Below are 26,136 nucleotides of genomic sequence, written 5' to 3' on the forward strand. Positions count from 1 at the left end.
TTCTTGAGTACTCCCCTTCATAGGTATCGGTAACGAAGCGATATCGGGCGGGAGTCGAATGTTTTGGGCTCTTGACGGCAGAGTGAACCGGCGGTTTTGCTGAGACGCATCGCGTTTGAAAGTGATGACATGTGATCGATCGTGTTTGGATCCGCTTGTCTCACTCATCCCCTCTGGAGCCGCCCCATGTCCCCTGTCCGCGCCCGTCTGCTCCCCGCCGCCGCGCTGGGACTGTCCACCGTCCTCGGCCTGACCGCCTGCTCCTCGGGCCAGACCGCCGACGGTCCGGACAGCCAGGCCACACCCGTCAGCGGCAAGATCTCGCTGACCTACCTGCAGAAGCAGGGCGACCAGGAGTACTTCGTCGGCGAGGCCGCCGGAGCCAAGGCCAGGGCCGCCGAGCTCGGCATCGACCTCAAGGTGGTCAACCTCGGCAGCGACGCCAACAAGACGGTCGGCGAGGTGCAGTCGGCGATCGCGCAGAAGAGCAACGGTCTGATCGTCGTGGTGCCGGACCCGGCGGTCGGCCCGCAGATCGTGCAGACCGCCCGGGACGCCGAGGTCGCGCTGCTCACCTCCGACGACCAGGTCTGCGCCACCGGCCCCTCCCCCGCCTCCTGCGCCAAGGGCGACCTCGTGCCGCGCATCGGCTTCAGCGGCGAGCAGATGGGGGCCGAGGTCGGCAAGCGGGCCGCCGCGGAGTACAGGAAGGCCGGCTGGAAGGCGGAAGACACCCGGATCATCTCCGCCTGGAAGCAGGACGTCACCGTCTGCGGCGACCGCGTCAAGGCCGCCGGGGCGGCCTTCGACGCCGCCGTCCCGGGCGTGCGGACCCTCGACGTCGCCACCGACAACACGCCCACCGGCGCCCAGGACAAGGTCGCGGCGACCGTCACCGCCAACCCCGGCGTCAAGCACTGGGTGGTCTGGGGCTGCAACGACGAGAACGTCCAGGGCGGCGTCACCGCACTGCGGAACGCCGGCATCGGCCCGCAGGACATCGACGGTGTCGGCCTCGGCGCGTACCTGGCCTGCAAGGAGTGGAAGTCCGGCAAGCCGTCCGGGATGAAGGCCGCGCTGTTCATCAACTGCAAGGACGTCGGCGCCCTCGCCGTCCAGACCATGTACGACCGCCTCAAGAACGGCAAGGAGTTCCCCGCCGAGGCGTTCGCTCCCACAAAGATGGTCGACGCCGCCACCTGGCAGGCCGCGGGCGTCAGCTGCGGCTGACCCACCGTCGGGAGCCGGTGCGGCCCACAACCCCACCCGCCGCACCGGCTCTCCTCCCCCGGCCGCCCCGGCCGCCCTGCCGCCTGTCCGCCTGTCCGCCCGGCCGCACCGGCGCTCCGTCCCGGCCGGGCGGGCTCGCGCGCCCGCCGCCCCTCCCGCCCCACCCGTACCGCACCGCCAGTTGAGGCCATGATGACCACACCCAGCCGCTCGCCCGCCGCGCCGGCCCACCCGCCCGGCCTGACCGCAGAGAACGTCGGCAAACGCTTCGGCGCCGTCCAGGCGCTGCGCGGCGTCGACCTGAACTTCCCGCCCGGGCAGGTCACCGCCCTGATGGGCGAGAACGGCGCCGGGAAGTCCACCCTGCTGCGCATCCTGACCGGCGACCACCGGCCCAGCGAGGGCCGGGTCCTGCTCGACGGCGAGGTGCTCGACCTGAACTCGCCGATCGACGCCCGGCACGCCGGGATCCGGATCATCCCCCAGGAGCCGGAGATCATCCCGCACGTCTCGGTCGCCGAGAACGTCTACGCCGGCGCCCTGCCGCGCCGCGCGGGCCGCCGCCTGGACCGCGCCGAGCTGCGCCGCCGGATCACCGCCGACCTGGACCGCCTCGGCTTCGCCAAGGTCCTCGACCCCGATCTTCTGGGATCGGAACTCACCGCCGCACAGCGCCAGTTGGTCGAGATCCTGCGTGCTCTCACCGGCGACACCCCTGCCCGCGTGATCGCCTTCGACGAGCCCACGTCCTCGCTCTCCGAGCACGAGGTCGAAGCGCTCTTCGCGCTGATCGAGCGCCTGCGCTCGCAGGGCATCGCGGTCGTCTACGTCTCCCACCGGATGAAGGAGATCTTCCGGCTCGCCGACCGGATCGCGGTCCTGCGCGACGGCACGCTCGCCGGTGTGGCGGACGCCGCCGAGACGGACGAGAACGACCTGGTCCGGCTCATGGTCGGCCGCGACCTGGCCGACCTGTTCGTCCGTCAGAACGTCGCCACCGAGCGGGTGGTGCTCCAGGTGGACGGCCTCGGCACCGACGACGTCCACGACGTCTCGCTCACCGTCCACGCCGGCGAGGTCGTCGCCCTGGCGGGCCTGATCGGCGCCGGCCGCTCCGAGCTCGCCCTCGCCCTCGCGGGTGACGCACCGGTCCGCACCGGCACGGTCGCCCTCTCCGGCCGGCGGCTGCGCCTCGGCAGCCCGCGCCGGGCGATCCGGGCCGGCATCGGCCTCGCGCCCGAGGAGCGCAAGGCCCAGGCGCTGTTCCTGCACCGCACCATCCGGGACAACACCTCGCTGGTCAGTCTCGAACGCCTGCGCCGGCGGCGCTTCGTCAGGCTCCGCGCCGAGAAGGACCTCGCCCAGCGCTACGCCGACCGCCTGAGAGTGCGCGCCCCCTCGATCGAGACCGAGGTGCGGACCCTGTCCGGCGGCAACCAGCAGAAGGTGGTGCTCGCCCGCTGGCTGGCCCGCCGGCCCGATCTGCTGATCCTGGACGAGCCCACGCGGGGCGTGGACATCGGCGCCAAGGCCGAGATCTACCAGATCATCGCCGACCTCGCCCGGGACGGCGTCGCCGTGCTCGTCATCTCCTCCGAACTCCCCGAGGTGCTCGGCCTCGCCGACCGCGTCGTCGTCATGCAGAACGGCCGGGTCACCGGAGAGCTCAGCCGCTCCGAAGCCTCCGAGGAGGCCGTACTCGCCCTCGCGATGGCCGACGACCTGACCACCGACTCCCGAACCGACCACCACGCCAGCACCGGAGCACAGAAGCCATGACCACCAGCACCGCCCCCACCACCGCACCGCAGCGGCCCGCCCGCGCCCGGGCGCTGCTCGGCTCCGTCGGCGGCCAGAACCTCAGCCTGATCGGCGCCCTCGCCGCCGTCGTCGTCCTCTTCGGCTCGCTCGACCCCAACTTCCTGGGCTGGGACAACATCCAGGTGATCGCCGAGGCGGCCACCATCGCCGGCCTGCTCGCCGTCGTCCAGACCGTCGTCATCATCTGCGGCGGCCTGGACATCTCGGTCGGCTCGCAGGCCGGTCTGGCGTCCGTGGTCAGCGCCATGGTGTTCACCGCGGCCGGCTCCAGCGCCCCGGCGGGCATCGGCTCCGCACTCGCCGTCGGCACGGCCGTGGGCCTGTTCAACGGCGTCGTGATCATCTACGGCCGGGTCAACCCCACCATCGCCACCCTCGCCGGCCTCGCCGCCTACAAGGGCGTCGCCCAGCTCGTCTCCGACGGCCGCGCCCAGGGGTACGTGCTGGGCGACCCGATCTTCCTCTTCCTCAGCCGCGGGAAGATCGCCGGCCTGCCCACCATGATCTGGATCCTGATCCTGGTGGCCGCCGCCGTCCACGTGCTGCTCACCTACACCGACATCGGCCGCAACATCTACGCCATCGGCGGCAACGACACCGCCGCCCGTCTGGCGGGCATCAACCTCAACAAGTACCTGATCTCCGCGTACGCCCTCAGCGGTGCCGTCGCCGCCCTCGCCGGCGTCCTGCTCACCGCCCGCACCGGAAGCGGCCAGCCGGTCTCCGGCAGCGAAGGGCTCGAGCTCCAGTCCATCACCGCCGCCGCGCTCGGCGGCTGCGCCCTCAAGGGCGGCAAGGGCGGCATCGGCGGCACCCTGCTCGCCGTCGCCCTGCTCGGTGCCCTTCAGAACGGCCTCACCGTCCAGGGCATCAACAGCTTCTGGCAGAACGTCGCCCAGGGCACCCTCCTGGTCGCCGCCGTGGTGATCCAGCAGCGGCGCAACCGCGAACGCGCCGTCGGCCTGCCGGCCTGACGGGCGGGCGGGCGACTGCCCGAGGCCGATGTCGCCGCCCGGGGCCCGGGCGGCGACATCGGCATCGGCCGTCTCAGGACCGGTTCACCCGGCGTCCGCTCGTCCCGGGTAGGCGGCCGCGACCCGCTTCCGGTCCGTGCCGAGCTTCCGCAGCACCTTGGCGACGTGGTTCTCCACCGTCCGCGGCGACAGGAAGAGCGCCTCGGCGATGCTCTGGTTGGTGGCACCGGCCGCGAGCAGCCCGGCGACCTGGTGCTCGCGCGGCGACAGGCTGCCGCCGTACCCCCGCCGGCCCGGGCCTCGGCGGGCGACGCCGAGGTCGCGCAGGACCCGCCCGCAGCGAGCGGCGTCCGCGGTGGCGCCCAGCTCCGTGAAGACGGCCACCGCCTCGGTGAACGGCCCGGCCGCCGCGCCGGGGTCGCGTCCCAGCAGGGCACTGCCCTGCCGCTCGAACGCGCGGGCCCTCTCGTACGGCCGGCCGATCTCCTGCCACCGGTCCGCCGCGGCGGCGAAATGCCCTGCGGCGGCGTCCGGTTCGGCCTCCCGGCGCAGCAGGCCGTGGACGGTCTCCAGGTCGGCGACGGCAGCGGGAGCGTCACGTCCGAGGATGCCGTGCCCGGCCTCGGCGGCCAGCCGCTCGGCGTCCTCACGGCCGCCGCAGGCCAGCGCCGCCTCGACCGCGGCCGACAGCAGCCCGGCCGCCCGGGGCCAGGCGCCGGTCCGCCGGACGGTGGCGACCGCCCGCTCGGCGACCGCCCGGGCCCGCGGCGCCTCGCCCCTGGCCAGGTGGACGTCGCTCAGGCCGGCGGCCGCCCGCAGCTCCGGCCCCACCAGCAGCAGGCCGGCGCCGGCCTTCGCGGCCTCCTCGTACAGCTCCTCCGCTCGGGCGTACTGCCCCCGGGACGTGGCGAGGGTCCCGACGAGCAGGGCCCGCTCGGCGTGCGCGGCGACGGCGGTCGGGTAGCCGTCGACCAGCGCGTCCAGACGCTCCTCAAGTCCTTCCCACCGGCCGGCGAAGGCGTCGAGCCTCAACAGCGTGCCACGGGACAGGAATTCCGAGATCGAGCTGCCGACCCGGGCCGCCACCTGCCCGGCCTCCGTGGCCAGCGCGACGCCGCGCCGGTCGTGCCCCAGGTAGACGGCGGTGTCGGAGACGTTCTGCAGGGCGCGGCCCGTCTGCCGGAGCACCTCCCGGTCCTCCGCGTGACGGGGCAGGGAGGCGAGCGACTCCCAGAGCCTGGCGTCTCCCTGACAGGCCGTCAGGGTGAGGCGGGTGGCGCGGACCGCCGCTCTGAGCGCCTCGTTCGCGCTGTCGCGGACCTTGGCCTCGGCGCGCTCCAGCCAGGCCTGGGTGTACGCGGGCCCTTCCGCCTCCTTGAGAGCCAGCGCGACCATCGCCCGCACGGCGCGCTCGGGACGGCAGGTCTCCAGTTCACCGACGGCCCGTTCCACCTCGTCGAACCCGGCGGGGTCGGCGTTCTCGTTGAGCATGCCGAGGCCCAGACCGAGGCGGATCTCGCCGCGGACCTCCTCGGACAGCCGGGGGTCGCCGAGGAGCCGGCGCAGCAGCCGGGCGTCGGTGCGGAAGTCGACGCTGGAGGAGGCGATCCCGGCCAGGGCCAGGGCGGCCCGGGAGCGTGCCTCGCCCTCCAGCTCCGGCCGGTCGAGCATCTGGCGGAGCAGCGTGGCCGCCGTGCCGCCGTCGCGGACGGCGATCGCCTCGTCGACGGCGTCCTGGGCGCAGAGCAGCCAGCCGGCCCGGTCTCCCGCCGCCAGGGTGTGGTGGGCGATCTGCACCGACGGGGCCGGTGTACGGCTGCGCAGCGCCTCGACGGCACGGAGGTGCAGGCGCCGCCGGGCGGGGCCGGGAATGTTCCGGTGGACGACCTGCTGGGCGAGCACATGGCGGAACACGTACGCGCCGTGGTCGGCCTCGCGCAGGAGGGAGGCCCGGAGCAGCTCGATCAGCGCCCCGGCGCCCTGTTCCTCGTCCAGCCCGGCCAGAGCGGTCAGCGACTCCTCGGGCGCCGGGGTCGCGAGCACGGCTGCGGCCTCCGCCAGCGCGTTGGCCTGCGGCGACAGCGTTCCGAGGCGCTCGACGACGGTCTCGCGCAGGCCGCGCGGGGCGTCCGCGTCCTGAAGCCGTTCCACCGCCTCGCCGTATCCGTGGGTTCCGCTGTACTCGGCGAGGGTGATCAGGTCCTCCTCGGCGACCAGCGGCAGGCCCTCGCTGCGCCGGTACAGGGCGGCACCGAGGGCGGTGGTGGCGTGCGGGCCCAGGGCGGCGGACGCCAGCTCCTGGACCTCGGACTCCACCAGCGGGCCGAGCCGGATCACCGCGCCCGCGGTGCCGGGCGGATGACGGTAGGCGGCGCCGAGCACGGTGCCTCCCGGCGGCAGGTCCTCGGCCCGGTAGGTGAGGACGAGGCTCAGCCGGGGCGGCAGGTCGCGCGCGAGCAGCAGGAGCAGGTCGCGGGTGGCCTCGTCCGCCCAGTGCAGATCCTCGACGATCAGGGTCGTCGGGCCGAGTCCGGTCAGGAACGACCGTACGGCCTGGAGCAGTCGGAAGCGCCGGCCGGAGGCGTCGGCCGGCTGCTCCGGAGGGGGCGGGAGCCGGTCGGCCAGGTCGGGCAGCAGCGGTGTCAGGGCGCCGGCGGTCGGCGGGAAGGCGGGGCGACCCGTCAGGTCGGCCTTGCGCAGCGCGTCGATCACGGGCCCGTACGGGAACGGCTCGCGCAGGGGGTGGCAGAATCCGGTCAGCACCTGCTGACGCTCGCCGGCGAGCTCGATCGACGCCTCACGGATCAGGCGGGACTTGCCGACGCCGGCCTCTCCCTCGACCAGCACGACCGCCGGCGGCCGGCGCACGGCGTCGAGGAGCTGCCCGAGCTGCCGCCGCCGGCCCACCAGCCGGAATCGGCCGCCGCGGCCCTGCGTCGCGTCCCCGGGCTCCCGTGTCACCTGATCACCGTCCCGCACCAGGTACGCACCACAGAGAACTCCCCGTCTGTCTGCTGCCTGCCTGCTTTCTGCAGGTCAGGGGCGGTGTTCGGAGCGTACACGCTGGGCCCGCCCGGCCGGCCGCCGTGTGGTGTTCCGGTACTCACACCCGCCCGTCACCGCTCCCACGACGCCCGCGGCGGAGCCGCCGCCCTCACGGGAGACGCCCGCCCGAAGCAGTCGGAAACCGACAGTCTGATCGGCCGTCACTGTCCCCGGGTGTCACCGCTTCAGGCGCTGTTGGCGTCCAGGAGGCGGCGGGTGCGGTCGCTCGCGCCGCTGAGGGTGAGGGGGACGCCGAGGCCGGCGCACATGCGGTGGGCGCGGGCGAGGGCGCTGAGGGTGGCGGGGCTGGGGTCGGCCGCCGGGAGCGTGATGACCACCCCGGCGGGCCGGTGCTCCTGGACGAGGGCCTGGATCTGGAGGGCGGCCGCGGCACGGTTGGTGACGTCCAGGTCGTGGTGGAGCGTCACGTGCAGGGCGTCGTGGCGTACGGCGTGGGTGATGAGCAAGGTGTCCCTCCGCGCAGGAGACGGGGAAGGCCCACGGGGGACGACGGCGTGGGCGGTTCGTCCGAGGATGTCACGAGTGGCGGCTCTGTGGCGCTCTCGTGGCGCTGACGGCGCGGAGTGTCCGTCCGGACCGCATGGATACGCCGGGGCCTCCGAGTGCTCCGGGCGTGCGGCCGCGACGGTGGGCTGCCCCGTGAGAAGGGGCCGGAGCCCGGGCCGCGCAGCGGGCCCGGGCTCCGGCGGGGTGCACGTGAGCCGTACACCGGCGTGCTGCCCGCCTCCCGGACGGGCGTCACGCTCGTGAGTTTCAGTGCCAGTACTTCATGGTCGAACCTCCTCCCCCGCTCGTGGACGCAGAGTGACCTCGAAGCGGTCGAGACCGCGGAGAGTCAGATTGCGCCGGTGGTCCGGTTCCGCGACTGCCCGTGCGTCCGGGTAGTCCCTGGCCAGGGTCCCGAGGACCGATCCGGCGAGCCGGATCGCCATGGACGCGCCCAGACAGGCATGGGCCCCGCGTCCGAACCCGAGGTGCGGGTTCGGGGTGCGGTCGAGTCGCAGGTCTGTGGGGTGGTCGAACCGCAGCGGGTCGTGGTTGGCCGCGCCCAGGAAGAGCGTGACCGGATCACCCGCCTTGATGGTGACGCCACCCAGGTCGGTGTCGGCGACGCAGACCCGGGCGTCCGCCTGGACCGGTGCGTCGTACCGGATGAGTTCGTCCACGGCCGGGGCCGGGCTCGCCCGGAACGCGTCGAGCGCGCCGGGGGTGGTGAGGAGAGCCGCCGCGGCGTTGCCGAGGAGTCGTGAGGCGGATTCGTAGCCCGCGTGGAGGACGGCGCGCAGACTGTTCCGCAGAACCGTTTCTGCCACGCCGCTGTCCGCCGCGTGCTCCGCCACGTAGGCGATGAGCCCCTCCTTGGGCGGATCCGCGAGCCACCCGCCGGCGTACTCCGCGAGCCGGGCCCGGGCCGCGACGGCGGGCTCGTGCTTCTCGGGCCACAGCCCGGCGTCCATGCCGTCGACGACGGTACGGGACATGGGCACGAACCAGTCGAGCTCGGGCGCCGGGACGCCCAGGAAGGCCGTGACGAAGCGCAGGGCGACCGGTTCGGCGAGCTCTCCGACGAAGTCGAAGGAGGGCCGCCCGGCCAACTCGGCGAGCAGGTCCGCGATCTGGAGCTCCAGGCCGTCGTGCAGGGCCTGGCGGTCCTGGGCTCGGAAGCCGTCGAGCAGCAGGTGCCGGATGGCGGTGTGCTCGGGCGGGTCGAGGGTCTGGACGCTCAGCAGCGGTGCGGGGATGTCCTCGCCGGCGCGGCGCCAGTCGGAGGCGAACCGGTTGCTGTCGGTGAGCACCGCGAGGCAGTCGGCATGGCGGGTGAGGACCCAGGAACCGAGCAGTTCGTGCCAGAAGACCGGCGCGGTCTCCCGCATCCGGGCATAGGCGGGGTAGGGGTTCCGCAGGATCGACGGGCGGACCAGATCAAGGATCGGGTCCACTGCTGCCGCTTGCTCCACGAAACGTCTCCCCCTGTGCGTCGGGCCTGGTTGAGGCCTTGACTGCCGACAAGTCGTGCTGCGCGAGACGCCGGATCACCGGTGGGTGGAACGCCTCGTTGGTGCTTCACCGGCGGTTCGCCGGTCCTTCCCCGTACATCATCCGAGCCGAGCGCCGGTGACGCTACCACGCAACTGGGGTGGCTGGTATGACTACCTGCCAGAGATCTTTCACAAAGCTTCGGGGAGTTACGGAAGATGACCGGCCAAGACCAGACAATCGTTCACGATGTCCCGGTAAATGTTGCTCAACAGCCCAACCCCTACCCGCTCTTCGAGCGCATCCGTGAGCACGGAGTCGTTCAGCGCGTACGGCTGAATCCCACTCTTGAAGTCTGGATGGTCACGGGTTACGACGAGGCGGTGGCGGCGCTCACCGACGCGCGCCTCAGCAGCAGTCCCGTCGGGGTCACCGGCCTCGAGGAGGAGATGGCCCACCAGGAGCGCACCAACGTCCTGATGGCCAGCATGCTGGTGGCCAACGGCGAGGACCACACCCGGCTGCGCAACCTCGTCTCGAAGGCCTTCACCTTCCGCCGCGTGGAGGCGCTCGCGCCCCGCGTCCAGGCGCACACCGACGCCTTCCTCGACGCGATCGCCCAGCGCGGATCCGCCGACCTCGTCTCCGAGTTCGCGCTCCCGCTGCCGATGGCCGTCCTCAGTGAACTCATCGGCATCCCGGCCGAGGGACAGCCCGACTTCGCCCGTCTCGCGGTCGGCCTCATCATGCCGCCCAACACGCCGGAGCGGCTCGCCAAGGGAGCGCGGGCGCGCGCCGAACTCACCGAGTTCTTCGAGCCGTTGATCGCCGCGCGCAAGGCGGACCCGAAGGACGACCTGCTGAGCGCGCTCTGCGCGGCGCAGGCCGAGGAGAAGATCAGCGACCGCGAGCTGACGGCCATGGCCATCCTGCTCACGCTCGCCGGTCACGAGACGACGGCGAGCCTCATCGCGAACGGCGTCCACGCCCTCCTGCGCCACCCGGAGCAGTTCGCCGCGCTGCGCGACGACCCCTCGCTGCTGCCGGGGGCGATCGAGGAACTCCTGCGATTCGAGGGACCGGTGAGCCGCGGAGTCGCGCGCTTCACGGTCGACCCGTACGAGATCGGCGGGGTCACCGTCCCGGCCGGCGAGATGATCATCATCGGGCTCGCCGCGGCCAACCGCGACCCGGGGCGTTACGACCGTCCCGACATCCTCGACGTGGCCCGCCGCGAGGTGCCGCAACAGCTCGCTTTCGGCCATGGTGTGCATTTCTGCCTGGGTGCTCCGCTGGCCCGCGCGGAGGCCAGGATCGCCATCGGCACCCTGCTGCGGCGCTTCCCCGACCTCCGGCTCGCCGACCCGGACGCCGACCTGAGCCGGCGCGAGGGCATCCTGCGCGGCATGGCGACGCTGCCCGTGACCTTCACGCCGGAGGCGTGAGGTGGGGACGGTGACCTCTCCCTCTCCGAGACGCCAGGCGGCCGAGTTCGACGAGATCGCCCCGGTGTACGACGAGTCGCGCGGCGGTACGGTGCGCGCGGCCGGTTTCGCGGAGCAACTCGCCCCGCTGCTCGACCCCGCGCGCCCGGTGCTGGACATCGGCGTCGGGACGGGCATCGTGGCGGCCGAGCTGACGGCGCGGGGCCACACCGTGCACGGCATCGACCTCTCACCCGGAATGCTCGCGCGGGCGAAGGCCCGGCTCGGCGCCCGGGTGGCGGTGGGCGACGCCTGCCGGCTGCCCGTGCGGAGCGGGTCGGTGGACCAGGCGGTGTCGACCTGGCTGCTGCACGCGGGACCGGACAACCGGGCCGTCCTCGCCGAGGTGGCGCGGGTCCTGCGGCCGGGCGGCCGCTATCTGGTCGTCCCGGCGGGCGGCACACGCCCGGCGGACGACATCGGCCTCCTCGTCGGGGAGTTGGAGGACCGCCTCGATCCGGAGGGCAGCCGCCGCGACGGCCCGGAGTGGCTGGCCCCGATCGCCGCCGCACACGGTCTCGTCTACGAGGGGACGGCGTCGGAACGCCCCACGTCCTTCCAGGTGTCGCCCCGGTCGATGGCCGAGTCGCTGACGCGCGGCCTGTTCACCGGCGCCTGGGCGGTGGGCGGCGAGGCCGGCCGTCTGGTCGACGAGACCAGGTCACGACTGCTCGCCCTGCCCGATCCGGACGCGCCCCGGGTCCGACGGTCGGCGGACGTCGTCCTGGTCTTCCGCCGGGAACCCTGACGCGCCCGCGCCGCTGCCCGTTGTGGGCCATCGTCCCGCCGGGGCGGTGCCCACCGTTGTGGGCATGCGTTCCGCCGGGGCGGTGCCCACCCCGTACGGACGGCGCCCGCCGTTGTGGGCAGGCGTTCCGCAAGGGGCGGAACGGGTGGGCACAACGGAACGGCGCCCTTGCCGGCGCCAGAGGCTCACGCGCCTGAACCCGCACCCTGTGCACCGTCGCCGGTGGTGCGGGTCCAGGCGCGGAACGCGGAGGCGCCGCGAAGGGCGCCGTCCCGTGTGCCCACCCTCCCCCAAGCTCTCGGCTTCGCTCGAGCAGGGGGGACCCCCATCGCCCTGCGGGACGATTGCCCACACGGGGGCCCGTCAGGCGCGGCCGCGCAAGGCCGCCTCGTAGGCCTCGTCGGGGTCGAGGCGGCGCAGCTCCTCGGCGATCAGCTCCGCGGTGGTCCGGACCTTCAGGGCGAGGACCCTGTTGGGCTGGCCGGGGATGGCGAGCCGCGCGACCGGGCCCTCGGGCCGGTCGATGCGGATCTCGCCGTCGGTGGTGCCCATGCGGACGGCCGTGACGACGGGGCCGTCGGTGACGACGCGGTCGACGGGGACGCCGAGCCGGACCTCGAACCAGCGGGCCAGCAGTTCGGCGCTGGGGTTCTCCGCCTCGCTCTCGACGGCGGCCGAAGTGACGGTGAGCGGCGCCTGGTCGAGGGACGCGGCCAGCATCGAGCGCCACGGGGTGAGCCGGGTCCAGGCGAGGTCGGTGTCGCCGGGGGCGTACGAGGCGGCGCGCTTCTCCAGGGCGGCGAGGGGGTCCTCGACCGCGTACATGTCGGTGATGCGGCGCTGCGCGAGCGAGCCCAGCGGGTCCCGGGAGGGGACTTCGGGCGCGTCGACGGGCCACCAGACGACGACGGGCGCGTCCGGCAGGAGCAGCGGCAGGACCACGGAGTCGGCGCGGGCGCCGAGTTCGCCGTACAGCCGGAGCAGGACCGTCTCGCCCGAGCCGGCGTCGGAGCCGAGCCTGACCTCGGCGTCGAGCCGGGTCTCGTACCGCTCGCGGGGGGTGCGGGCGTGGCGCTTGATGACGACGAGGGTGCGGGAAGGGTGTTCCCGGGAGGCCTCGTTGGCCGCCTTGACGGAGTCGTAGGCGTTCTCCTCGTCGGTCACGACGATGAGTGTGAGCACGGCGCCGACGGCGGGGGTGCCGACGGCCCTGCGACCCTGCAGGATCGCCTTGTTGATCTTGCTGGAGTCGGTGTCCGTCAGATCGATCTTCATGTGCGGCGCCCGTCCCTTCCTCTGCGGCGAGCCTAACCCTCCCGCGCGGTGGACACGTGCGGGTCCCCCTGCGGGACGCTTCTACTCCGGTTCCGACTCCGGTTCCGGGGCGGGGGAGGCCTGTTCCTGGGCGCGGCGGCCGACGACGGCCGCGGCGGCGATCGCCGTGCCGAGGAAGGCGGTGGCGACCACCCAGGGGCGGTCGAGGACGTGTCCGGTGGCGTGGTCCAGGGAGTACCGTCCGGCGCCGGTGATGCCGATCGCTGCGGCGGTGAACCCGAGGAAGGCCGGGTACTCGTAGCCGCCGGCCTGGGCGAAGAAGCCGGCCGGGGCGTGGACGGCGACGGCTCCCGCCATAGCACCGGCCGCGGCGGCGCCGGCGGCCGGGGTGGCGAGGCCCAGGGCGAGAAGGACCCCGCCGCCCGCCTCGCCGAGACCGGCGGCGATCGCGCTCTCCCGGGGCGGGTGGAAGCCCATGGCCTCCATCGCCTTGCTGGTGCCCTCGATGCCGCCGCCCCCGAACCAGCCGAGGAGCTTCTGCGTGCCGTGCGCGGCGAGCACGGCACCGGTGCCGACCCTCAGCACGAGCAGCCCGAGATCGCGTCGGTTGGGGTGTGCCATGGGGTTCTCCAGGTGCGGGAGGCGGACACGTACGCCGTCCACTCTCGCCCCGCCCGCTCCCGGGCGCCCCCTGAGGCCACCTCTGAATAGCCCACTTGAGTCATGTTTTGCGGCGATTGCCCACTGTTGCTTGACTGAGTGGGCTTTCATCCCCGAGGGAAGTGGGTACGCATGTCCGCCGAGTCCACCGAGACCGCAGCCCTGCGGGAGAGGGTCCGGGCGCAGATGCCCCGGGCGAAGGAGGACCTGACCGCCCTCGTGGCGATGCGCTCGGTCGCCGACCCGCGCCAGTTCCCGCCCGAGGAGTGCGCCAAGACCGCGGACTTCCTCGTGCGGGCCTTCACGGAGGCCGGGCTCCGGGACATGCGCCGGGTGACGACACCGGACGGCACGGACGCGGTGGTGGGGCACGCGCCGGGCCCCGAAGGGGCGCCGACCGTACTGCTCTACTGCCACTACGACGTGCAGCCGCCGCTGGACGACGCCGCCTGGCGGACCCCGCCCTTCGAACTGACCGAGCGCGACGGCCGCTGGTACGGGCGCGGCTCCGCCGACTGCAAGGGCAACATCGCGATGCACCTGACGGCGCTGCGGGCACTCGGCGGGCCGGAGGGCCGGGGCTTCCCCGTGAACATCAAGTTCGTGGCGGAGGGTTCGGAGGAGCAGGGGACGGGCGGCCTGGAGCAGCTCGTACCGCTCCAGCCCGATCTCTTCGCCGCCGACACCCTGCTGGTCTGCGACACCGGCAACTTCGCCCTCGGCCTGCCCACCGCCACCACCTCGCTGCGCGGACTCACCAACGTCGTCGTGACCGTCTCCACCCTCAAGGGGGAGATGCACTCCGGCATGTTCGGCGGCCCGGCGCCCGACGCGCTGGCGGCGCTCGTCCGGATCCTCGACAGCCTCCGCGACCAGCACGGCAACACGGCGATCAAGGGCCTCGCCGGCGACGGCGTCTGGGACGGGGTCGACTACCCGGTCGAGCAGTTCCGCACCGATGTCGGCGTCCTGGACGGGGTGTCCCTCGTCGGCACCGGATCGGTCGCCGACGAACTGTGGGCCCGGCCCGCCGTCACCGTCCTCGGCATCGACTGCCCGCCGGTGGTGGGTTCCTCGGCCGCGATCCAGGCGAAGGTACGGGCCAGGGTCAGCCTGCGGGTGCCACCGGGGATCGACACGGACGACGCCCTGCGCGCCCTCACCGACCATCTGACCTCGGCCGCCCCGTGGGGCGCCCGGGTGGAGGTGGAGCCCGAGAGCGGCGGACAGCCCTTCCGGGCGCGGACCGACGGACCCGCCTACCGGGCCCTGGCGGCGGCGCTCCGCGAGGCGTACGGAAAGGACATGGTCCAGGCGGGGCAGGGCGGTTCGATCCCCCTGTGCAACGTGCTCGCCGCGCACTTCCCCGAGGCGGAGATCGCCCTGATCGGCGTGGAGGAGCCGGGCTGTCTCATCCACGCGCCGAACGAGAGCGTGGACCCCTCCGAGATCGAACACATGGCGCTGGCCGAGGCGCTCTTCCTGAGCTCCTACGCCACCCCGCTCTGAACCGCCCCCACCCGCGACGAAAGGACCGGTTGCGTCCCATGACTCAGACTCATGACAGTCCGTACGACCGCGCCACGCCGAGGGACGTGCCACCCGGTCCGCTGGTGATGCTGGCGGGCTTCGCCTGGCAGGCCCTGCTCGTCGCCGGGCTCGTCTCCCTGGTCCTCGGCGTCCTGGTCCTGGCCTGGCCGGAGGCCACCCTGACGGTGGTGGGGGTGCTCTTCGGTCTGTATCTGCTGTTCAGCGGTGTGGTGCAACTGGTCGCCGCCTTCGGCACGCACGCCACCACGGCGCTCCGGGTCATGGCCTTCATCAGCGGCGCACTGTCGATCCTGCTCGGTCTCTTCTGCTTCCGGGGCGCGACGCAGTCGATCCTGCTGCTCGCGCTGTGGATCGGGATCGGCTGGCTCTTCCGCGGCATCATGCAGACGGTCGCGGCCGCCTCCGACCCCGCGATGCCGGCGCGCGGCTGGCAGATCTTCCTCGGCATCGTCAGCGCGCTCGCCGGAATCGTGCTGATCGTGTCCCCGCTGGAGTCGGCCGCGGTGCTCACCGTCCTCGGCGGCATCTGGCTCCTCGTCGTCGGTGCGACCGAGATCATCACGGCCTTCATGGTCCGCTCCCGCGCCAAGGACCTTCCGCCGGGGGCCTGAGCACGCACTCCTCGCGTCCGCCCGCCGCCCGCCCGGCCTCCGAGCGGGCGGCGGGCGTCCTTGACGCGTGCGCTACATTTTGCCGGTCCTTGACCACCGATCGCCCGCGATCGCAACCCTTCGGAGCCGGCACTTCATGAGCGACATCGTCAACGGCCTCGGCCGGGCCGGCGCCTACGGCGCCCTCGGCGTGGTCCTGCTGATCCTCGGCATCGTGCTCGTGGACCTGCTGACCCCCGGCAAGCTCGGGCGCCAGATATGGGAGGACCGCAACCGCAACGCCGCGATCCTGCTCAGCTCGGCTCTCCTCGGCATCGGCGGCATCGTCTTCACCTCGATCTGGACGACGTACGAGAACTTCGGCAAGGGGCTCGTCTCGACGGCCGCGTTCGGTCTCCTCGGCCTGGTGATGATGGGGGTGGCCTTCCTCGTCGTCGACCTGGTCACGCCGGGAAAGCTCGGTGCCACGCTCGTCGAGCCCGAGCCGCACCCGGCGGTCTGGGTGACGGCCTCCTGCAACATCGCGGTCTCGGCGATCGTCTCCGCCTCGATCGCCTGATCCCCGCCCCCGGTCCGGCACATCAGGCCCCCATGGGCTCCACCTCCAGAAAGCGGCGGCCGCGCGGCCCCCGGTAGAGCAGGGCGTCCCAGCCGAGCCGCTCCAGGACCGGCACGCACGCGCCCAGGGCCGCCTCCTCCTCCTGGGCGACGCCCGCCCCCGGCGGGCCGAGCCACTCCACGACCGCCGTGCCGGGCCGCTCCCCCGCGCCGACCCGGTAGCCGGTGGAGACCCGCGCTCCGGCGGCGTCGACGGACGAGGGCGTGATCCCGCCGGACTCCAGGGCCAGGGCCACCGCGCGGACCGGCCTCCGGCGCTCCCACTCCGCGGGCACCGCCCTCGGGTCGCCTCCCTGGCGCAGCGTCAGCCGCCTGATCTGGAGCAGCCCGTCGACGGCGGCGCGGATCTCCCGCGAGCGCTGCTCGGCCTCGGCCGGCGGAAGCGGCGGCCCGTCGCCCGTGGCCGCCTCGAACACGCCCGAGCCGCTCCCCGCGCCGATCGTCACAGCAGCCGCCGGATGTCGCCGCGCACCCGGTAGAAGCCGCCCGCGGCCGGGTGCAGGGCATCCACCACGTACCGCGCGCCGGGCTCCCGGATCGCGCGCGGGAACTGCACGTTCCACGCGGAGTCGTATCCCTGGGAGACGACCCGCACCCGGGTCCGGCCCGACTCGGTCACGCACTCCACGACCACCGATCCGGCCGGGGCGTCACTGACGGCGGTCACGGCGGTCACGGTCGTCGCCGGCTCGTAGACCGGCAGGGCGGCGGCGAGCTTGATGTCCCGCGCGACCGGGACCGTCCCCTGCTGGGCGGCCTCGATCGCCGCCTCGCTCGCGTCCACGCAGACCAGCGAACCGTCCGTGGTCACCAGGTAGAGCCGCTCGTCCCGGTACTGCATGGAGAGCGCCGAACCGCCGCCCGTGCCGAGCTTCCACAGTCTGGTGCCGTCCTCCGCGAAGCAGTAGACGGAGGAGGCGGAGTCGGCGGCGAAGACGAACCGGCCGCCGGGCGAGGTGGCGCAGGAGTACACCGGGCTGTCGCAGGAGTACACCGCCTCCACGCGCCCGTCCTTCTTCGCGAGCCGCTGCACCTTCTTGCGCGACGTGCCCGCGTAGACCGCGGTGTCCTCCTGCCAGCCGAAGAGGACCCCGCCCTCGGTCGCGGTGTGCCACAGCTCGCCGCCGCCGTCCGGCGCGTGGGCCGCGACGCCCCGCGTGTCCCCGTAGTAGACGGCGTCCCCGTCGGCGCGGATCATCCAGGCGTGCTCTCCGGCGCCGGCACGCGCCCACTGGTGCTCGTCCTCGTGGTCGATGACGGTGAGCCGGCCGGAGCGGTCGGCGACGTGCAGGACGCCCTCGTGGATGTCGAGCCAGAAGATGTCGACGTCGGTGGCGATGTCGTACGCCGCGAACGGGAGCTTGGACGACAGGTCGTACACCTTGCCGTCGTCGCAGCCCGCGTAGATCCAGAAGTCGTCGGCGACCAGGCACTTGACGCCGTCCGGCAGGCTGAACCGGGCCTGCACCTCGCCGGCGCGGTCGAGCGTGAAGACGTCGCCCGCCTGATTGCCGACCCAGCAGCGCTCCTCGTCGACGTGGATGCCGAAGGCGGCCGAGCCGGTCCGGAAGCGCCAGAGGACGGGGGCGACGGCCCGTGCCGTGGAGGGCGCGGAGGTGACCTCGCGACGCGTCACGGGACGCGCGGCCCGCTGTCCGGGGACCGCGGGCGCGTATCCCTTGCGGACCTTCTCGCCGATCTTCTTCGCCGCCGCGGCCTGGGCCTTCGCCGCCGTCGGGAACGTGGAGCGCTGGGTCTGCCCGTCCGCGCCGATCCGGCCGTAACGGACCGACACCGTGAGCTGCTCGACGGTCACTTCATAGAACTTGTGGGCACCGCCGCCGTCCTGCGACAGCTCCAGATAGGTCGTCGTCGTCATGGTGAGAACGGTAGGGGCGACCACTGACAACGGCCTGCGGTGAAGCCTTGGCCATGGGACCAAAGGCCCGGGCATTCGGGACCTTCGTCGCGGCATTCCGGACATTCACCCCTGTGACCATGGTGCGTGAAGATCATCCGACGAGCCGTCACCTCAGGAACGGCCGGAAGGGCCTCATGACCGAGCTGCAGAAACGGGCCCTGCCCGTCCGCACCCGCCGGCACAGCGACGGCATACCGATGAACGACCTCTTCCGGACGACCAACCCGACCAAGAACCCGACGAAGAACCCGACGAAGGACCCCACGGCGAATCCGACACGGCCACAGTCGACGAACCCGGCGCCGGACCGAGCAACCGGCGGGCCCGCCGCGCCGGTGACGCTGCCCCGCCGCCCGCCGCCCGCCGAACCCGACCTGACGGAACGTCCGGGCCCGGCCGTCCCCGGCTGGGTCGCCGTCCTGACCGGCCTCACCGCCCTCACCGGCGCGGCGGCGGCACTCTGGCGGGCCCGCCCGCTGCGCACCGTCGAGCTGCCGCCGTGGCAGTGGGCCGCGCTCGCCTGCTGTGCCGTCGTCGCCGTCGTCTCCTTCGGCGGGCTGACCCGTGGCCGGACGGGCTCCGCCTGGGTGCTCTCGCTCTTCGGCCGCTACCGGGGCAGCGTCCGGCGCACCGGCCTCGTCTGGATCAGCCCGTTCGTGCTGCGCCGCCGGATCGACGTACGGCTGCGGCACTGGCGCAGCGAACCCATCGCCGTCGTCGACGCGGAGGGTTCGGCGCTGCGCGTCGTGGTCCTGGTCGTGTGGTCCGTGCGGGACACCGCCCGCGCCCTGCTCGCGGTCGACGACCACCTCGGCTATCTGCGCGAGCAGGTGGAGGCGGCGTCCGCGCGCGTGCTCTCGCAGCTGCCGGCGGACGCCTTCCGGGGTGACGCGCCGACCCTCCGGGACGCCGAGGCGGTCGGCGACGCGCTGACCCGGATGCTCGCCGCCGAGTGCCGTCCGGTCGGCATCGCCGTCTTCTCCGCCCAGCCCACCCGCATCGAGTACGCCCCCGAGGTCGCCGCCGCCATGCGCCGGCGTCAGATCGCCGTCCTGGACGCCAAGCACCGGGACTCGGTCCTGACCGGCGTGATCGACGCCGTGGACGACACCGTCACCCGGCTGACCACGCGGGGACTCGTCGAACTCGACGACTTCGAACGCCAGGCCCTGGTCAAGGACTTGACCGTGGCCTTCTACACCCGGAGTGGCGGCCCGGCCGAACCGAACCAGGAGTGACGAGGACCATGGACCCGAACAGCGACGCCTCCGGGCTCGACGCCCCCGCGTTCGACGTGCCCGCCTTCACCGACGAGACACCCGCGGGCTGCGCGTGCGCGGGCTGCGCCGAGGGGGCCCGGGCCGGCCGGGCACCGGGTGAACGGCGCGCCCTGCACGGAGTGCGCCGCGCGGTCGTCGCGACCGTGGGCGTCGTCGCCCTGGCCGGCGCGGGCACGGGCACGGCCGCCGCCGAACCCGCCCCGGCACACGCGGGCTGGGACGGCTCCAGGTACTGGTTCCGGAACGCGGCGGGCGAGTGGCGCTGGACCAGCCACTACGCCACGTACGCGCAGCGCACCGGCACCACGGGCGGCGGCGGACGGCAGGCCGCGGCGGACGGAGGGGGCCGCACGGGTGAACCCGTCTTCCACGGCCGGCAGGGCTGGGACGGACAGAGCCGGGTGTACTGGTACCCGTCACGCGGCCACTGGTACTGGACCAGTCACGCCTGGAAGTACGAGCAGCGGACGGGCCGCCCGGCACACCCGCCCGCACCGCCCGGCCCCACCACGCCCCCCGGTACCTCGCGGGGCTGGACGGTGCCGGTCACCTCGTACGTCTTCACCGGGTCCTACGGGCAGCCGGGTTCCTGGTCGAAGGGCTACCACACGGGGCAGGACTTCGCGGTGCCGTCCGGCACGGCGGTCCGGGCGGCGGGCCCCGGCCGGGTGGTGACGGCCGGATACGGCCGCTCGTACGGCTACGAGGTGGTGATCCGCCACCCGGACGGCCGCCACACCCAGTACGCGCACCTCTCGCGGATCGACGTGTCGCCCGGGCAGAGCGTGTCGGGCGGGCAGCGGATCGCGCGGTCGGGGGCGACCGGGCGGGTGACGGGTCCGCACCTGCACTTCGAGGTGCGGACCACGCCGTACTTCGGCTCGGACATCGATCCGCTGGCCTATCTGCGCGGCCACGGCGTGTCCGTGTAGGGCGGTCCCGGTCAGGCCTCGACCCGGTCCCGTCCGTGCGGTGCGGTCCCGGTCAGGCCTCGACCCGGTCCGCCGTCGTCCGCCGGTTCTCCTTGATCGTGATCCGGCCCTTCCGGATCGTGGCCAGGCGGGGGGCACGGCGGGCGACGGCGCTGTCGTGGGTGACCATGACGAAGGTCAGCCCGTGCTCGTCGCAGAGCCCTTCGAGCAGGTCCACGATCTCGTCGCGCATGGACTCGTCGAGGTTGCCGGTGGGTTCGTCGGCGAGGAGCACCTTCGGCCGCTTCACCAGGGCGCGGGCGATGGCCACGCGCTGCTGCTGCCCTCCGGAGAGCTCGGACGGCAGGTGCCCGAGGCGCTCGCCGAGGCCGACCGACTCCAGCGCCTCGGCGGCCCGGATGCGCCGCTCGGCGGCCTTGACGCCGAGCGGGACGAGGGCGGTCTCCACGTTCTCCTGGGCGGTGAGCGTGGGGATGAGGTTGAAGCTCTGGAAGACGAAGCCGATGGTCTGGCCGCGCACGGCCGTCAGCCGGCGCTCGGAGAGCGCGGCCAGGTCGGTGCCGTCGAGCAGGACGCGGCCCGAGGTGGGGCGGTCGAGGCCGCCGAGCATCTGGAGGAGGGTGGACTTGCCGCCGCCCGTGGGGCCCTGGATGACGAGACGGTCCCCCTGGGCGAGGGTGAGGTCGATCCCGGCGAGCGCGTCGACTCTCTGCTGTCCCCGCCGGTACTGCTTGGTGACGCCGATGAGTTCGTACATGGTGGGACTCCTGTGGTCCGTGGGTGGGTTCGGGCGGTCGGCTACTCGACGCGGCGCAGCGCGTCGGCGGGGCGCAGCCGCGAGGCGCGCCAGGCGCCGAAGGCGCCCGCGACCAGTCCGCCGCCGAGGGCGAGGAGGACGGCGAGACCCACGGTGGTGACGCTGACGGGGGCGGTGAGCGCGATGTCGACCGTCTTGCCGACCGCCGTACGGGCTCCGCCGGGGCCGCCGCCGAAGACCATGCCTCCGCCGCGTCCGCCGCCGAACCCGCCACCGCTCGCGCCGAGTTCGGCGGTGAGGGTCGGGCTCGCGGCGGTGACGGCGTACGCTCCGGCGAGGCCGATCGCGATGCCGAGCGCGCCGCCGATGACGCCGTTGACGAGTGCCTCGCCGACGACCTGGCGGGTGACCCTGCCGCTCCTCCAGCCGAGGGCCTTGAGGGTGCCGAACTCGCGGACCCTGCGGCCGACGGCGGCCGAGGTGAGGAGTCCGGCGACGAGGACGGCGGCGAGCAGCACGGCGTACGAGAGCCACTTGCCGACGTTCGCGGCGAGGTCGGCCGCGGTGTCGAGCGAGCCGGAGACCGTCTGCGCGAGGTCGGCGGAGGTGGTGACGGTGGTGCCGGAGACGTTCTTCTGGATGGCGGTCTTGACCGCGTCGATGCGCGTCGAGTCGGTCGCCTTCACGTAGATCGTGGTGATCTTGGCAGCGGAACCGGAGAGCGTCTGCGCCTGCTTGAGGGGCAGGTAGACCTGGGCGGCGGACTGCCCGCTGTCGGCCGTCGCGATCCCGATGATCGCGAACTTCACGCCCTTGACGGTCAGTTCGTCGCCGACGGAGAGGTCCTTCTCCTGTGCGTAGGCGCTGTCCACGACGGCGACCTCGGCGTCGGTCTCGGTGGTCGTGAAGGTGCGGCCCGTGGAGACGGTGGAGGTGGTGAGGGGGCCGAGGTCGGGGGCGGTGACGTCGGTGCCGTAGATCGTGAAGGAGTCGACGTCGAAGGCCGCGCCTCCGCCGGTCACGGTGTCGCCGGGGCCGCCGGTGCCGCCGCCCGGGCCGCCGCGCTGGGTCTGCCCGCCCTCGCCGCGCTGGATCTCGCCGCGCTTGAACTCGCCGTTGATCTTCAGGTTGACCAGGCTCAGGCCGCCGACGGCCTTGTCGACGCCCCGCTGCTTCGCGACCGTGCCGACGGTGGAGTCGGCGAGGGTCTGGAAGCCCTGGACCATCAGCCGGTCGCTGCTCTGCTCCTTGCCGTCCTCCTTGCCCTGGAACTCGAACCGGGGCCGCTGCGGCTGCGCGCCGGCCTCGGGCCGCTCCTGCGCCTTGGTCACCGTCAGGTCCGTGCCGAGACCGTAGAGGGACTCCAGGACCTTGCCCTGGGCCCGGCTCATGCCGGAGGAGACGGAGTTGACGACGATGACCAGCGCGATGCCGAGCGCGAGCCCGGAGGCGACGACGAGCGCCGCCTTTCTGCGACGGCGCAGTTCGCGCCGGAGGTAGGTGAAGAACATGGGCGCGAAGCTAGGGGCGGCGTGTGATGACGGGATAAGGCCCGCGTGAGAGCGCGATGAGAGCCGCAGGGGTACGCCACGCGGTATCCGGGACGATCGGGCGACCCGGCACTCGGCTCCGGCCAGGACGCGCGCCCCGTCAGGCGCCCGGGCCCTGCCAGGGACTCGGTCCTGTCAGGGACCCGGGTGCTGCCAGGAGCGCACGCCGTCAGGGACTCGCGCCCTGTCAGGCGTCCGGTCGGGACGCGCGCCCCGTCAGGGACTCGGTTACGGCCAGGTACTCAGGCCCGTCGGGGATTCGGCCCCCGTCAGGCGCCCGGTGCCACCGTATGGGCCAGGGGGTCGGCCAGGATGTCGTGGAGCACCAGGGCCGCCGCGCCGCGCGCCGCGTCCGTGGCGGCGGACGCCGGACGGAGACGCTCCGCGTCCGGGGTCCAGAGGCCGGAGACGACACGGTCGGCGAGCTCCGACGCGAGGGCGGCCGTCAGCCAGGGCATCAACCGCGGGTAGATGCCGCCCAGGACGACGGCCTCGGGGTCGAGGAGGTTCACGGCCGCCGACAGGGCCCGGCCGAGCATCCGGCCCGCCTCGGCGAGGGCGGCGAGGGCGCGCGGCTCGGCGGCCTCGGCGCGGCGCGCGAGGTCCGGCACGCCGCCGGCGTCCGCCGCGGCGAGGAGGGCGGCCTGTCCCGCGTACTGCTCCAGGCAGCCGCGGGAGCCGCAGCGGCAGAGCGGACCTGCGGCGTCGACGACGAGGTGCCCGATCTCGCCGGCGAAGCCGTGGGCGCCCCGCAGCAGTTCGCCGTGGACGACGATCGCGCCGCCGACGCCGATCTCCCCGGTCAGGTACAGGAAGGTGCGGAGGTCTCCGAGGGAGCCGGACCACAGCTCGGCGAGGGCCGCCATGTTGGCCTCGTTGTCGGAGGTGAAGGGGAGACCGGCGGTGTCGGGGCGCAGTGCGGTGAGCGCCTTGCCGAAGAGGGCTTCGGCGGGGACCTCGTTCCAGCCGAGGTTGGGGGCCTGCCGGACGGTCCCGTCGCAGACGAGTCCGGGGAGGGCGAGTCCCGCTCCGGCCGGGACGAGGTGTTGCTCGGCCGCGGCGTCCAGGGCTTCCGCCGCGACGCGGGCGGCGCGGGCGAGGACGTCGCCGGCCTCGGGCTCCCGGTTGTCGAGGTGCTCGGTGCGGCGGACGCGGTCGGTGCCGGTCAGGTCGACGACGCGGACGGTGACGTAGTCGACGTTGATCTCGACGCCGAGGCCGGCGGGTCCGGTGTCCGCCGGTTTGAGCACGGTGCCCGGCCGGCCCGCCTGCCCGCTGAACGTCTTGCCCGACTCGACGAGGAAGCCGAGGTCGAGGAGCTGCTCGACGAGGGAGGAGACGGCGGGCCGGGTGAGCCCGACGCGGGCCGCGACCGCCGCCCGGGTCGTCTCGCCGGCCTCGTGGACGGTCCGCAGGACGAGGCTCAGGTTGTGCCGTCGCACTCCCGACTTGTCGGCCTTGGGCTCCGTGGGCTGGTTCATGGTGAGCGAGAGCCTAGTCGCCCCTTTCGCTCACAAGAAAACAGTTCGGTGACCGAACTCTTCTGCGCTAGGCTCCCGCCCATGACGCTTCCGCGTGACTACCGCGGCCAGACCTGTGCCCTCGCCCGCTCGATGGAGATCGTCGGCGAGCGCTGGACCCTGCTGATCCTGCGCGACGCCTTCTACGGGGTCCGCAGGTTCGGGGAGTTCGCCGGGCACCTGGGCGTCCCCCGGGCGGTCCTCACCGACCGGCTCGCCACGCTCACCGAGGCCGGCGTCCTGGCGCGCGGCCCCGGGACGGGCACGGGCCGCCGCGAGGTCTACGGGCTCACGCCCAAGGGGGTCGCCCTCTGGCCGGCCGTCCGCGCGCTCACCGCCTGGGGCGAGGAGTTCCACCCGGCGGAGGGCGGCCCGCGCCGCGTCTTCCTCCACGCGGGGGACGAGGCCCCGCTCGATCCGGACGGCCGCTGCACGGCGTGCGGCGCGGCCGTGCCGGTCCAGGACGTCCTGGTCGCCCCGGGCCCGGGGCTCGCTCCCCCGGCCCCGGACGACGACCCGGTGACGGCGGCCCTGGCCCGGCCGCACCGGCTGCTCACCCCTCTGCTCACCACCGCGCCCTCGGGGCGCTCCACGAAGGGTTCACCCTGATGAAGATCCTGGTCGTCGGCGCCGGTGCCACCGGTGGCTACTTCGGCGCGATGCTCGCCCGCGCCGGCGAGGACGTCACCTTCCTGGTCCGCCCGGCCCGGGCCGCCGCGCTGCGCGAGCGCGGGCTGCGGGTCGTGGGGCGGGACGAGGAGTGGACGGTGGAGCCCCGCCTCGTCACGGCCGGGGAGCTGCGCGAGCCGTACGACCTCGTCCTGCTGTCGGTGAAGTCCACCGGGCTCGACCGGGCGATCGAGGACGTCGCGCCGGCCGTCGGACCGGACACGGCCGTCATACCGCTCCTCAACGGCCTCGCCCACATCGACGCCCTCAACACCCGCTTCGGGGCACCGGCCGTCCTCGGCGGCGTGGCCAAGGTGGTGACCACCCTCGACGACTCGGGTGCCATCCGGCGGCTCGCGCCGCTGGCGCATCTGGCCTTCGGCGAGCAGGACGGGACGGTCTCCGCGCGCGTGGAGCGGATCCGCAAGCTCCTCGACGGGGCGGGCATCGACGCGCCGGTGCCGGCCGGCATCCTCACGGCGATGTGGCACAAGTGGGTCTTCATCACCACGTTCGGCGCGGTGACGAGCCTGATGCGCGGCACGGTCGGCGAGGTGTACGACGCTCCCGGCGGCCCCGCGCTCGGTCCGGCGCTGCTCGACGAGGCCTCGGCGGTCGCCGCCGCGGCAGGACACCCCGTACCGGAGGAGGAGCGGGCGGCGACGCTCGCCGTGGTGTCCGCGCCGGGGTCGCCGATGGTGCCGTCCCTCTACCGCGACCTGGCGGCGGGCCGCCCGACCGAGGTCGAGCACCTCTTCGGGGACCTGACCGCCCGGGCGCGCGCGCTCGGCGTGGCGACGCCGCTCCTGGACCTGGCGACCCTGCACCTGCGGGTCCATCAGCGCCGGGCGGACGGGGTCTGATCCTCGGCGGGGGTGAGGAGGAGGTCCCTCTCCCCCGCGCGGCGGAGGCGGAGCGGCTCCCGGGCCGATGTCCGGGGGCCAGGCCGGGCAGCATTCTGACGTCCATGATGAAGCTCAAGGCCCTGCCGGACGTGCCCCGTTGGGCCGTCGTCGCCGCCCATGCCGTACCGCTGATCGTCCTGCCGTCCGGCATCTGGCGCGTCGCGCTGACCTTCGGCGCGCCGCTGGCCCGGGTGGACGACCCGGGTCTCGGGCAGGGCGCCTTCCAGCTCGGGCTCACCGTGCTCGCCGAGCTGCTCGCGTTCCTGACGCTGGGTCTGGTCCGTGAGTGGGGCGAGGTGTTCCCCCGCCGGCTGCCCTTCCTCGGCGGGCGTCCGGTGGGCGCCCGGGGCGCGACCTTCGCGGCGCTCTCCGGGGTGTTCGGGCTCACCGCCCTCACCTGCTGGTTCGCGTACGTGGCGTACGCGGGCATCGGCGAAGGGTCCCCCGGCACCCACGTCGAGAGCACGTTCCAGCAGACCCTGTTCCACGTCTGCTACCTGCCGCTCGTGGCCTGGGCCCCCTTGCTCGCCGCGGTGGCGATCGCGTACCACCGCCGCCGCGTCTCCGCCTGAGAGGCCCCCGGAAGG

The 26,136-nt window shown here is 73.7% G+C and carries 23 protein-coding genes; 13 read left to right on the forward strand and 10 right to left on the reverse strand.

The features are described 5' to 3' along the window. Positions 1-186 precede the first annotated feature (186 nt). From IE237_RS23675 to IE237_RS23685, 3 genes are all read left to right on the forward strand, one after another. Positions 187-1,230, forward strand: a complete 1,044-nt coding sequence (locus tag IE237_RS23675; protein ID WP_189804106.1) for a substrate-binding domain-containing protein — start codon at positions 187-189, stop codon at positions 1,228-1,230. 189 nt (positions 1,231-1,419) lie between these two features. Beyond that, entirely contained in the window at positions 1,420-3,009 is a 1,590-nt protein-coding gene (locus tag IE237_RS23680; protein ID WP_229842848.1) for a sugar ABC transporter ATP-binding protein, read from the forward strand. Continuing rightward, complete coding sequence (locus IE237_RS23685) at positions 3,006-4,025, forward strand: ABC transporter permease (RefSeq protein ID WP_189804107.1); 1,020 nt, start codon at positions 3,006-3,008, stop codon at positions 4,023-4,025. Before IE237_RS23680 ends, IE237_RS23685 begins: the two co-directional genes overlap by 4 nt. An 84-nt stretch (positions 4,026-4,109) precedes the next feature. On the opposite strand, the gene IE237_RS23690 is transcribed toward IE237_RS23685, so the two are convergent. The 3 genes from IE237_RS23690 to IE237_RS23700 all read right to left on the reverse strand — a co-directional run bounded on the left by IE237_RS23690 (position 4,110) and on the right by IE237_RS23700 (position 9,049). Further along, on the reverse strand, positions 4,110-6,986 hold the full coding sequence (locus tag IE237_RS23690; RefSeq protein WP_189804108.1) for an ATP-binding protein: 2,877 nt from the start codon (positions 6,984-6,986) through the stop codon (positions 4,110-4,112). A 269-nt stretch (positions 6,987-7,255) separates the two neighbouring features. Then, on the reverse strand, positions 7,256-7,537 hold the full coding sequence (locus IE237_RS23695) for a hypothetical protein (protein ID WP_189804109.1): 282 nt from the start codon (positions 7,535-7,537) through the stop codon (positions 7,256-7,258). 321 nt (positions 7,538-7,858) lie between these two features. Then, positions 7,859-9,049 (reverse strand): cytochrome P450, encoded by a 1,191-nt coding sequence (locus IE237_RS23700; RefSeq protein ID WP_189804110.1) that lies wholly within the window; start codon positions 9,047-9,049, stop codon positions 7,859-7,861. Between the two features lie 378 nt (positions 9,050-9,427). Here IE237_RS23700 and IE237_RS23705 point away from each other — a divergent pair, with 378 nt between their 5' ends. Together IE237_RS23705 and IE237_RS23710 are read left to right on the forward strand one after the other, a co-directional pair. Continuing rightward, complete coding sequence (locus IE237_RS23705; protein WP_229842849.1) at positions 9,428-10,513, forward strand: cytochrome P450 family protein; 1,086 nt, start codon at positions 9,428-9,430, stop codon at positions 10,511-10,513. A gap of 10 nt (positions 10,514-10,523) precedes the next feature. Further along, complete coding sequence (locus IE237_RS23710; RefSeq protein ID WP_189804112.1) at positions 10,524-11,300, forward strand: class I SAM-dependent methyltransferase; 777 nt, start codon at positions 10,524-10,526, stop codon at positions 11,298-11,300. 363 nt (positions 11,301-11,663) lie between these two features. Here IE237_RS23710 and opcA read toward each other — a convergent pair whose 3' ends face one another. After that, complete coding sequence (opcA, locus tag IE237_RS23715) at positions 11,664-12,575, reverse strand: glucose-6-phosphate dehydrogenase assembly protein OpcA (RefSeq protein ID WP_189804113.1); 912 nt, start codon at positions 12,573-12,575, stop codon at positions 11,664-11,666. Between the two features lie 81 nt (positions 12,576-12,656). Next, on the reverse strand, positions 12,657-13,196 hold the full coding sequence (locus IE237_RS23720; RefSeq protein ID WP_189804114.1) for a DoxX family protein: 540 nt from the start codon (positions 13,194-13,196) through the stop codon (positions 12,657-12,659). 171 nt (positions 13,197-13,367) lie between these two features. On the opposite strand from IE237_RS23720, the gene IE237_RS23725 reads away from it, so the two are divergent. From IE237_RS23725 to IE237_RS23735, 3 genes are all read left to right on the forward strand, one after another. Beyond that, entirely contained in the window at positions 13,368-14,744 is a 1,377-nt protein-coding gene (locus IE237_RS23725) for a dipeptidase (protein ID WP_189804115.1), read from the forward strand. A gap of 38 nt (positions 14,745-14,782) precedes the next feature. Continuing rightward, positions 14,783-15,397, forward strand: a complete 615-nt coding sequence (locus IE237_RS23730) for an HdeD family acid-resistance protein (RefSeq protein ID WP_189804116.1) — start codon at positions 14,783-14,785, stop codon at positions 15,395-15,397. 136 nt (positions 15,398-15,533) lie between these two features. Beyond that, complete coding sequence (locus IE237_RS23735) at positions 15,534-15,956, forward strand: DUF350 domain-containing protein (RefSeq protein ID WP_189804117.1); 423 nt, start codon at positions 15,534-15,536, stop codon at positions 15,954-15,956. A 22-nt stretch (positions 15,957-15,978) separates the two neighbouring features. Here IE237_RS23735 and IE237_RS23740 read toward each other — a convergent pair whose 3' ends face one another. Beyond that, positions 15,979-16,455, reverse strand: coding sequence for a hypothetical protein (locus IE237_RS23740; RefSeq protein WP_189804274.1), 477 nt, complete (start codon positions 16,453-16,455; stop codon positions 15,979-15,981). A gap of 2 nt (positions 16,456-16,457) precedes the next feature. Then, positions 16,458-17,894: a WGR domain-containing protein gene (locus IE237_RS23745; RefSeq protein ID WP_189804118.1), complete on the reverse strand. Its 1,437-nt coding sequence runs from the start codon at positions 17,892-17,894 to the stop codon at positions 16,458-16,460. A 176-nt stretch (positions 17,895-18,070) separates the two neighbouring features. Here IE237_RS23745 and IE237_RS23750 point away from each other — a divergent pair, with 176 nt between their 5' ends. Together IE237_RS23750 and IE237_RS23755 are read left to right on the forward strand one after the other, a co-directional pair. Then, entirely contained in the window at positions 18,071-19,174 is a 1,104-nt protein-coding gene (locus IE237_RS23750) for an SPFH domain-containing protein (RefSeq protein ID WP_308433108.1), read from the forward strand. Between the two features lie 8 nt (positions 19,175-19,182). Continuing rightward, positions 19,183-20,148 (forward strand): M23 family metallopeptidase, encoded by a 966-nt coding sequence (locus IE237_RS23755; protein WP_189804120.1) that lies wholly within the window; start codon positions 19,183-19,185, stop codon positions 20,146-20,148. Positions 20,149-20,200: 52 nt separating this feature from the next. On the opposite strand, the gene IE237_RS23760 is transcribed toward IE237_RS23755, so the two are convergent. From IE237_RS23760 to IE237_RS23770, 3 genes are all read right to left on the reverse strand, one after another. Beyond that, positions 20,201-20,905: an ABC transporter ATP-binding protein gene (locus IE237_RS23760; protein ID WP_189804121.1), complete on the reverse strand. Its 705-nt coding sequence runs from the start codon at positions 20,903-20,905 to the stop codon at positions 20,201-20,203. 41 nt (positions 20,906-20,946) lie between these two features. Further along, complete coding sequence (locus tag IE237_RS23765) at positions 20,947-22,416, reverse strand: ABC transporter permease (RefSeq protein ID WP_189804122.1); 1,470 nt, start codon at positions 22,414-22,416, stop codon at positions 20,947-20,949. A gap of 308 nt (positions 22,417-22,724) precedes the next feature. Beyond that, positions 22,725-23,936: an ROK family transcriptional regulator gene (locus IE237_RS23770; protein ID WP_189804123.1), complete on the reverse strand. Its 1,212-nt coding sequence runs from the start codon at positions 23,934-23,936 to the stop codon at positions 22,725-22,727. An 81-nt stretch (positions 23,937-24,017) separates the two neighbouring features. On the opposite strand from IE237_RS23770, the gene IE237_RS23775 reads away from it, so the two are divergent. The 3 genes from IE237_RS23775 to IE237_RS23785 all read left to right on the forward strand — a co-directional run bounded on the left by IE237_RS23775 (position 24,018) and on the right by IE237_RS23785 (position 26,121). Next, positions 24,018-24,584, forward strand: coding sequence for a winged helix-turn-helix transcriptional regulator (locus IE237_RS23775; protein ID WP_189804124.1), 567 nt, complete (start codon positions 24,018-24,020; stop codon positions 24,582-24,584). Beyond that, complete coding sequence (locus tag IE237_RS23780; protein WP_189804125.1) at positions 24,584-25,507, forward strand: ketopantoate reductase family protein; 924 nt, start codon at positions 24,584-24,586, stop codon at positions 25,505-25,507. Before IE237_RS23775 ends, IE237_RS23780 begins: the two co-directional genes overlap by 1 nt. Positions 25,508-25,611: 104 nt before the next feature. Continuing rightward, the gene (locus tag IE237_RS23785) at positions 25,612-26,121 is read left to right on the forward strand and encodes a hypothetical protein (protein WP_189804126.1); all 510 of its coding nucleotides are present in this window, start codon (positions 25,612-25,614) and stop codon (positions 26,119-26,121) included. Positions 26,122-26,136: the final 15 nt, after the last annotated feature.

The organism is Streptomyces tanashiensis, from assembly GCF_014648895.1.
Classification (GTDB): domain Bacteria; phylum Actinomycetota; class Actinomycetes; order Streptomycetales; family Streptomycetaceae; genus Streptomyces; species Streptomyces tanashiensis.

What these genes read in the sequence shown, in the direction of transcription:
- IE237_RS23675 (WP_189804106.1), top strand. Translation starts at nt 187, where the DNA reads ATGTCCCCTGTCCGCGCCCGTCTGCTCCCCGCCGCCGCGCTGGGACTG.
- IE237_RS23680 (WP_229842848.1), top strand. Translation starts at nt 1,420, where the DNA reads ATGATGACCACACCCAGCCGCTCGCCCGCCGCGCCGGCCCACCCGCCC.
- IE237_RS23685 (WP_189804107.1), top strand. Translation starts at nt 3,006, where the DNA reads ATGACCACCAGCACCGCCCCCACCACCGCACCGCAGCGGCCCGCCCGC.
- IE237_RS23705 (WP_229842849.1), top strand. Translation starts at nt 9,428, where the DNA reads ATGGTCACGGGTTACGACGAGGCGGTGGCGGCGCTCACCGACGCGCGC.
- opcA (WP_189804113.1), bottom strand. Translation starts at nt 12,575, where the DNA reads ATGAAGATCGATCTGACGGACACCGACTCCAGCAAGATCAACAAGGCG.
- IE237_RS23720 (WP_189804114.1), bottom strand. Translation starts at nt 13,196, where the DNA reads ATGGCACACCCCAACCGACGCGATCTCGGGCTGCTCGTGCTGAGGGTC.
- IE237_RS23725 (WP_189804115.1), top strand. Translation starts at nt 13,368, where the DNA reads ATGTCCGCCGAGTCCACCGAGACCGCAGCCCTGCGGGAGAGGGTCCGG.
- IE237_RS23730 (WP_189804116.1), top strand. Translation starts at nt 14,783, where the DNA reads ATGACTCAGACTCATGACAGTCCGTACGACCGCGCCACGCCGAGGGAC.
- IE237_RS23735 (WP_189804117.1), top strand. Translation starts at nt 15,534, where the DNA reads ATGAGCGACATCGTCAACGGCCTCGGCCGGGCCGGCGCCTACGGCGCC.
- IE237_RS23745 (WP_189804118.1), bottom strand. Translation starts at nt 17,894, where the DNA reads ATGACGACGACGACCTATCTGGAGCTGTCGCAGGACGGCGGCGGTGCC.
- IE237_RS23750 (WP_308433108.1), top strand. Translation starts at nt 18,071, where the DNA reads ATGACCGAGCTGCAGAAACGGGCCCTGCCCGTCCGCACCCGCCGGCAC.
- IE237_RS23755 (WP_189804120.1), top strand. Translation starts at nt 19,183, where the DNA reads ATGGACCCGAACAGCGACGCCTCCGGGCTCGACGCCCCCGCGTTCGAC.
- IE237_RS23760 (WP_189804121.1), bottom strand. Translation starts at nt 20,905, where the DNA reads ATGTACGAACTCATCGGCGTCACCAAGCAGTACCGGCGGGGACAGCAG.
- IE237_RS23765 (WP_189804122.1), bottom strand. Translation starts at nt 22,416, where the DNA reads ATGTTCTTCACCTACCTCCGGCGCGAACTGCGCCGTCGCAGAAAGGCG.
- IE237_RS23770 (WP_189804123.1), bottom strand. Translation starts at nt 23,936, where the DNA reads ATGAACCAGCCCACGGAGCCCAAGGCCGACAAGTCGGGAGTGCGACGG.
- IE237_RS23775 (WP_189804124.1), top strand. Translation starts at nt 24,018, where the DNA reads ATGACGCTTCCGCGTGACTACCGCGGCCAGACCTGTGCCCTCGCCCGC.
- IE237_RS23780 (WP_189804125.1), top strand. Translation starts at nt 24,584, where the DNA reads ATGAAGATCCTGGTCGTCGGCGCCGGTGCCACCGGTGGCTACTTCGGC.
- IE237_RS23785 (WP_189804126.1), top strand. Translation starts at nt 25,612, where the DNA reads ATGATGAAGCTCAAGGCCCTGCCGGACGTGCCCCGTTGGGCCGTCGTC.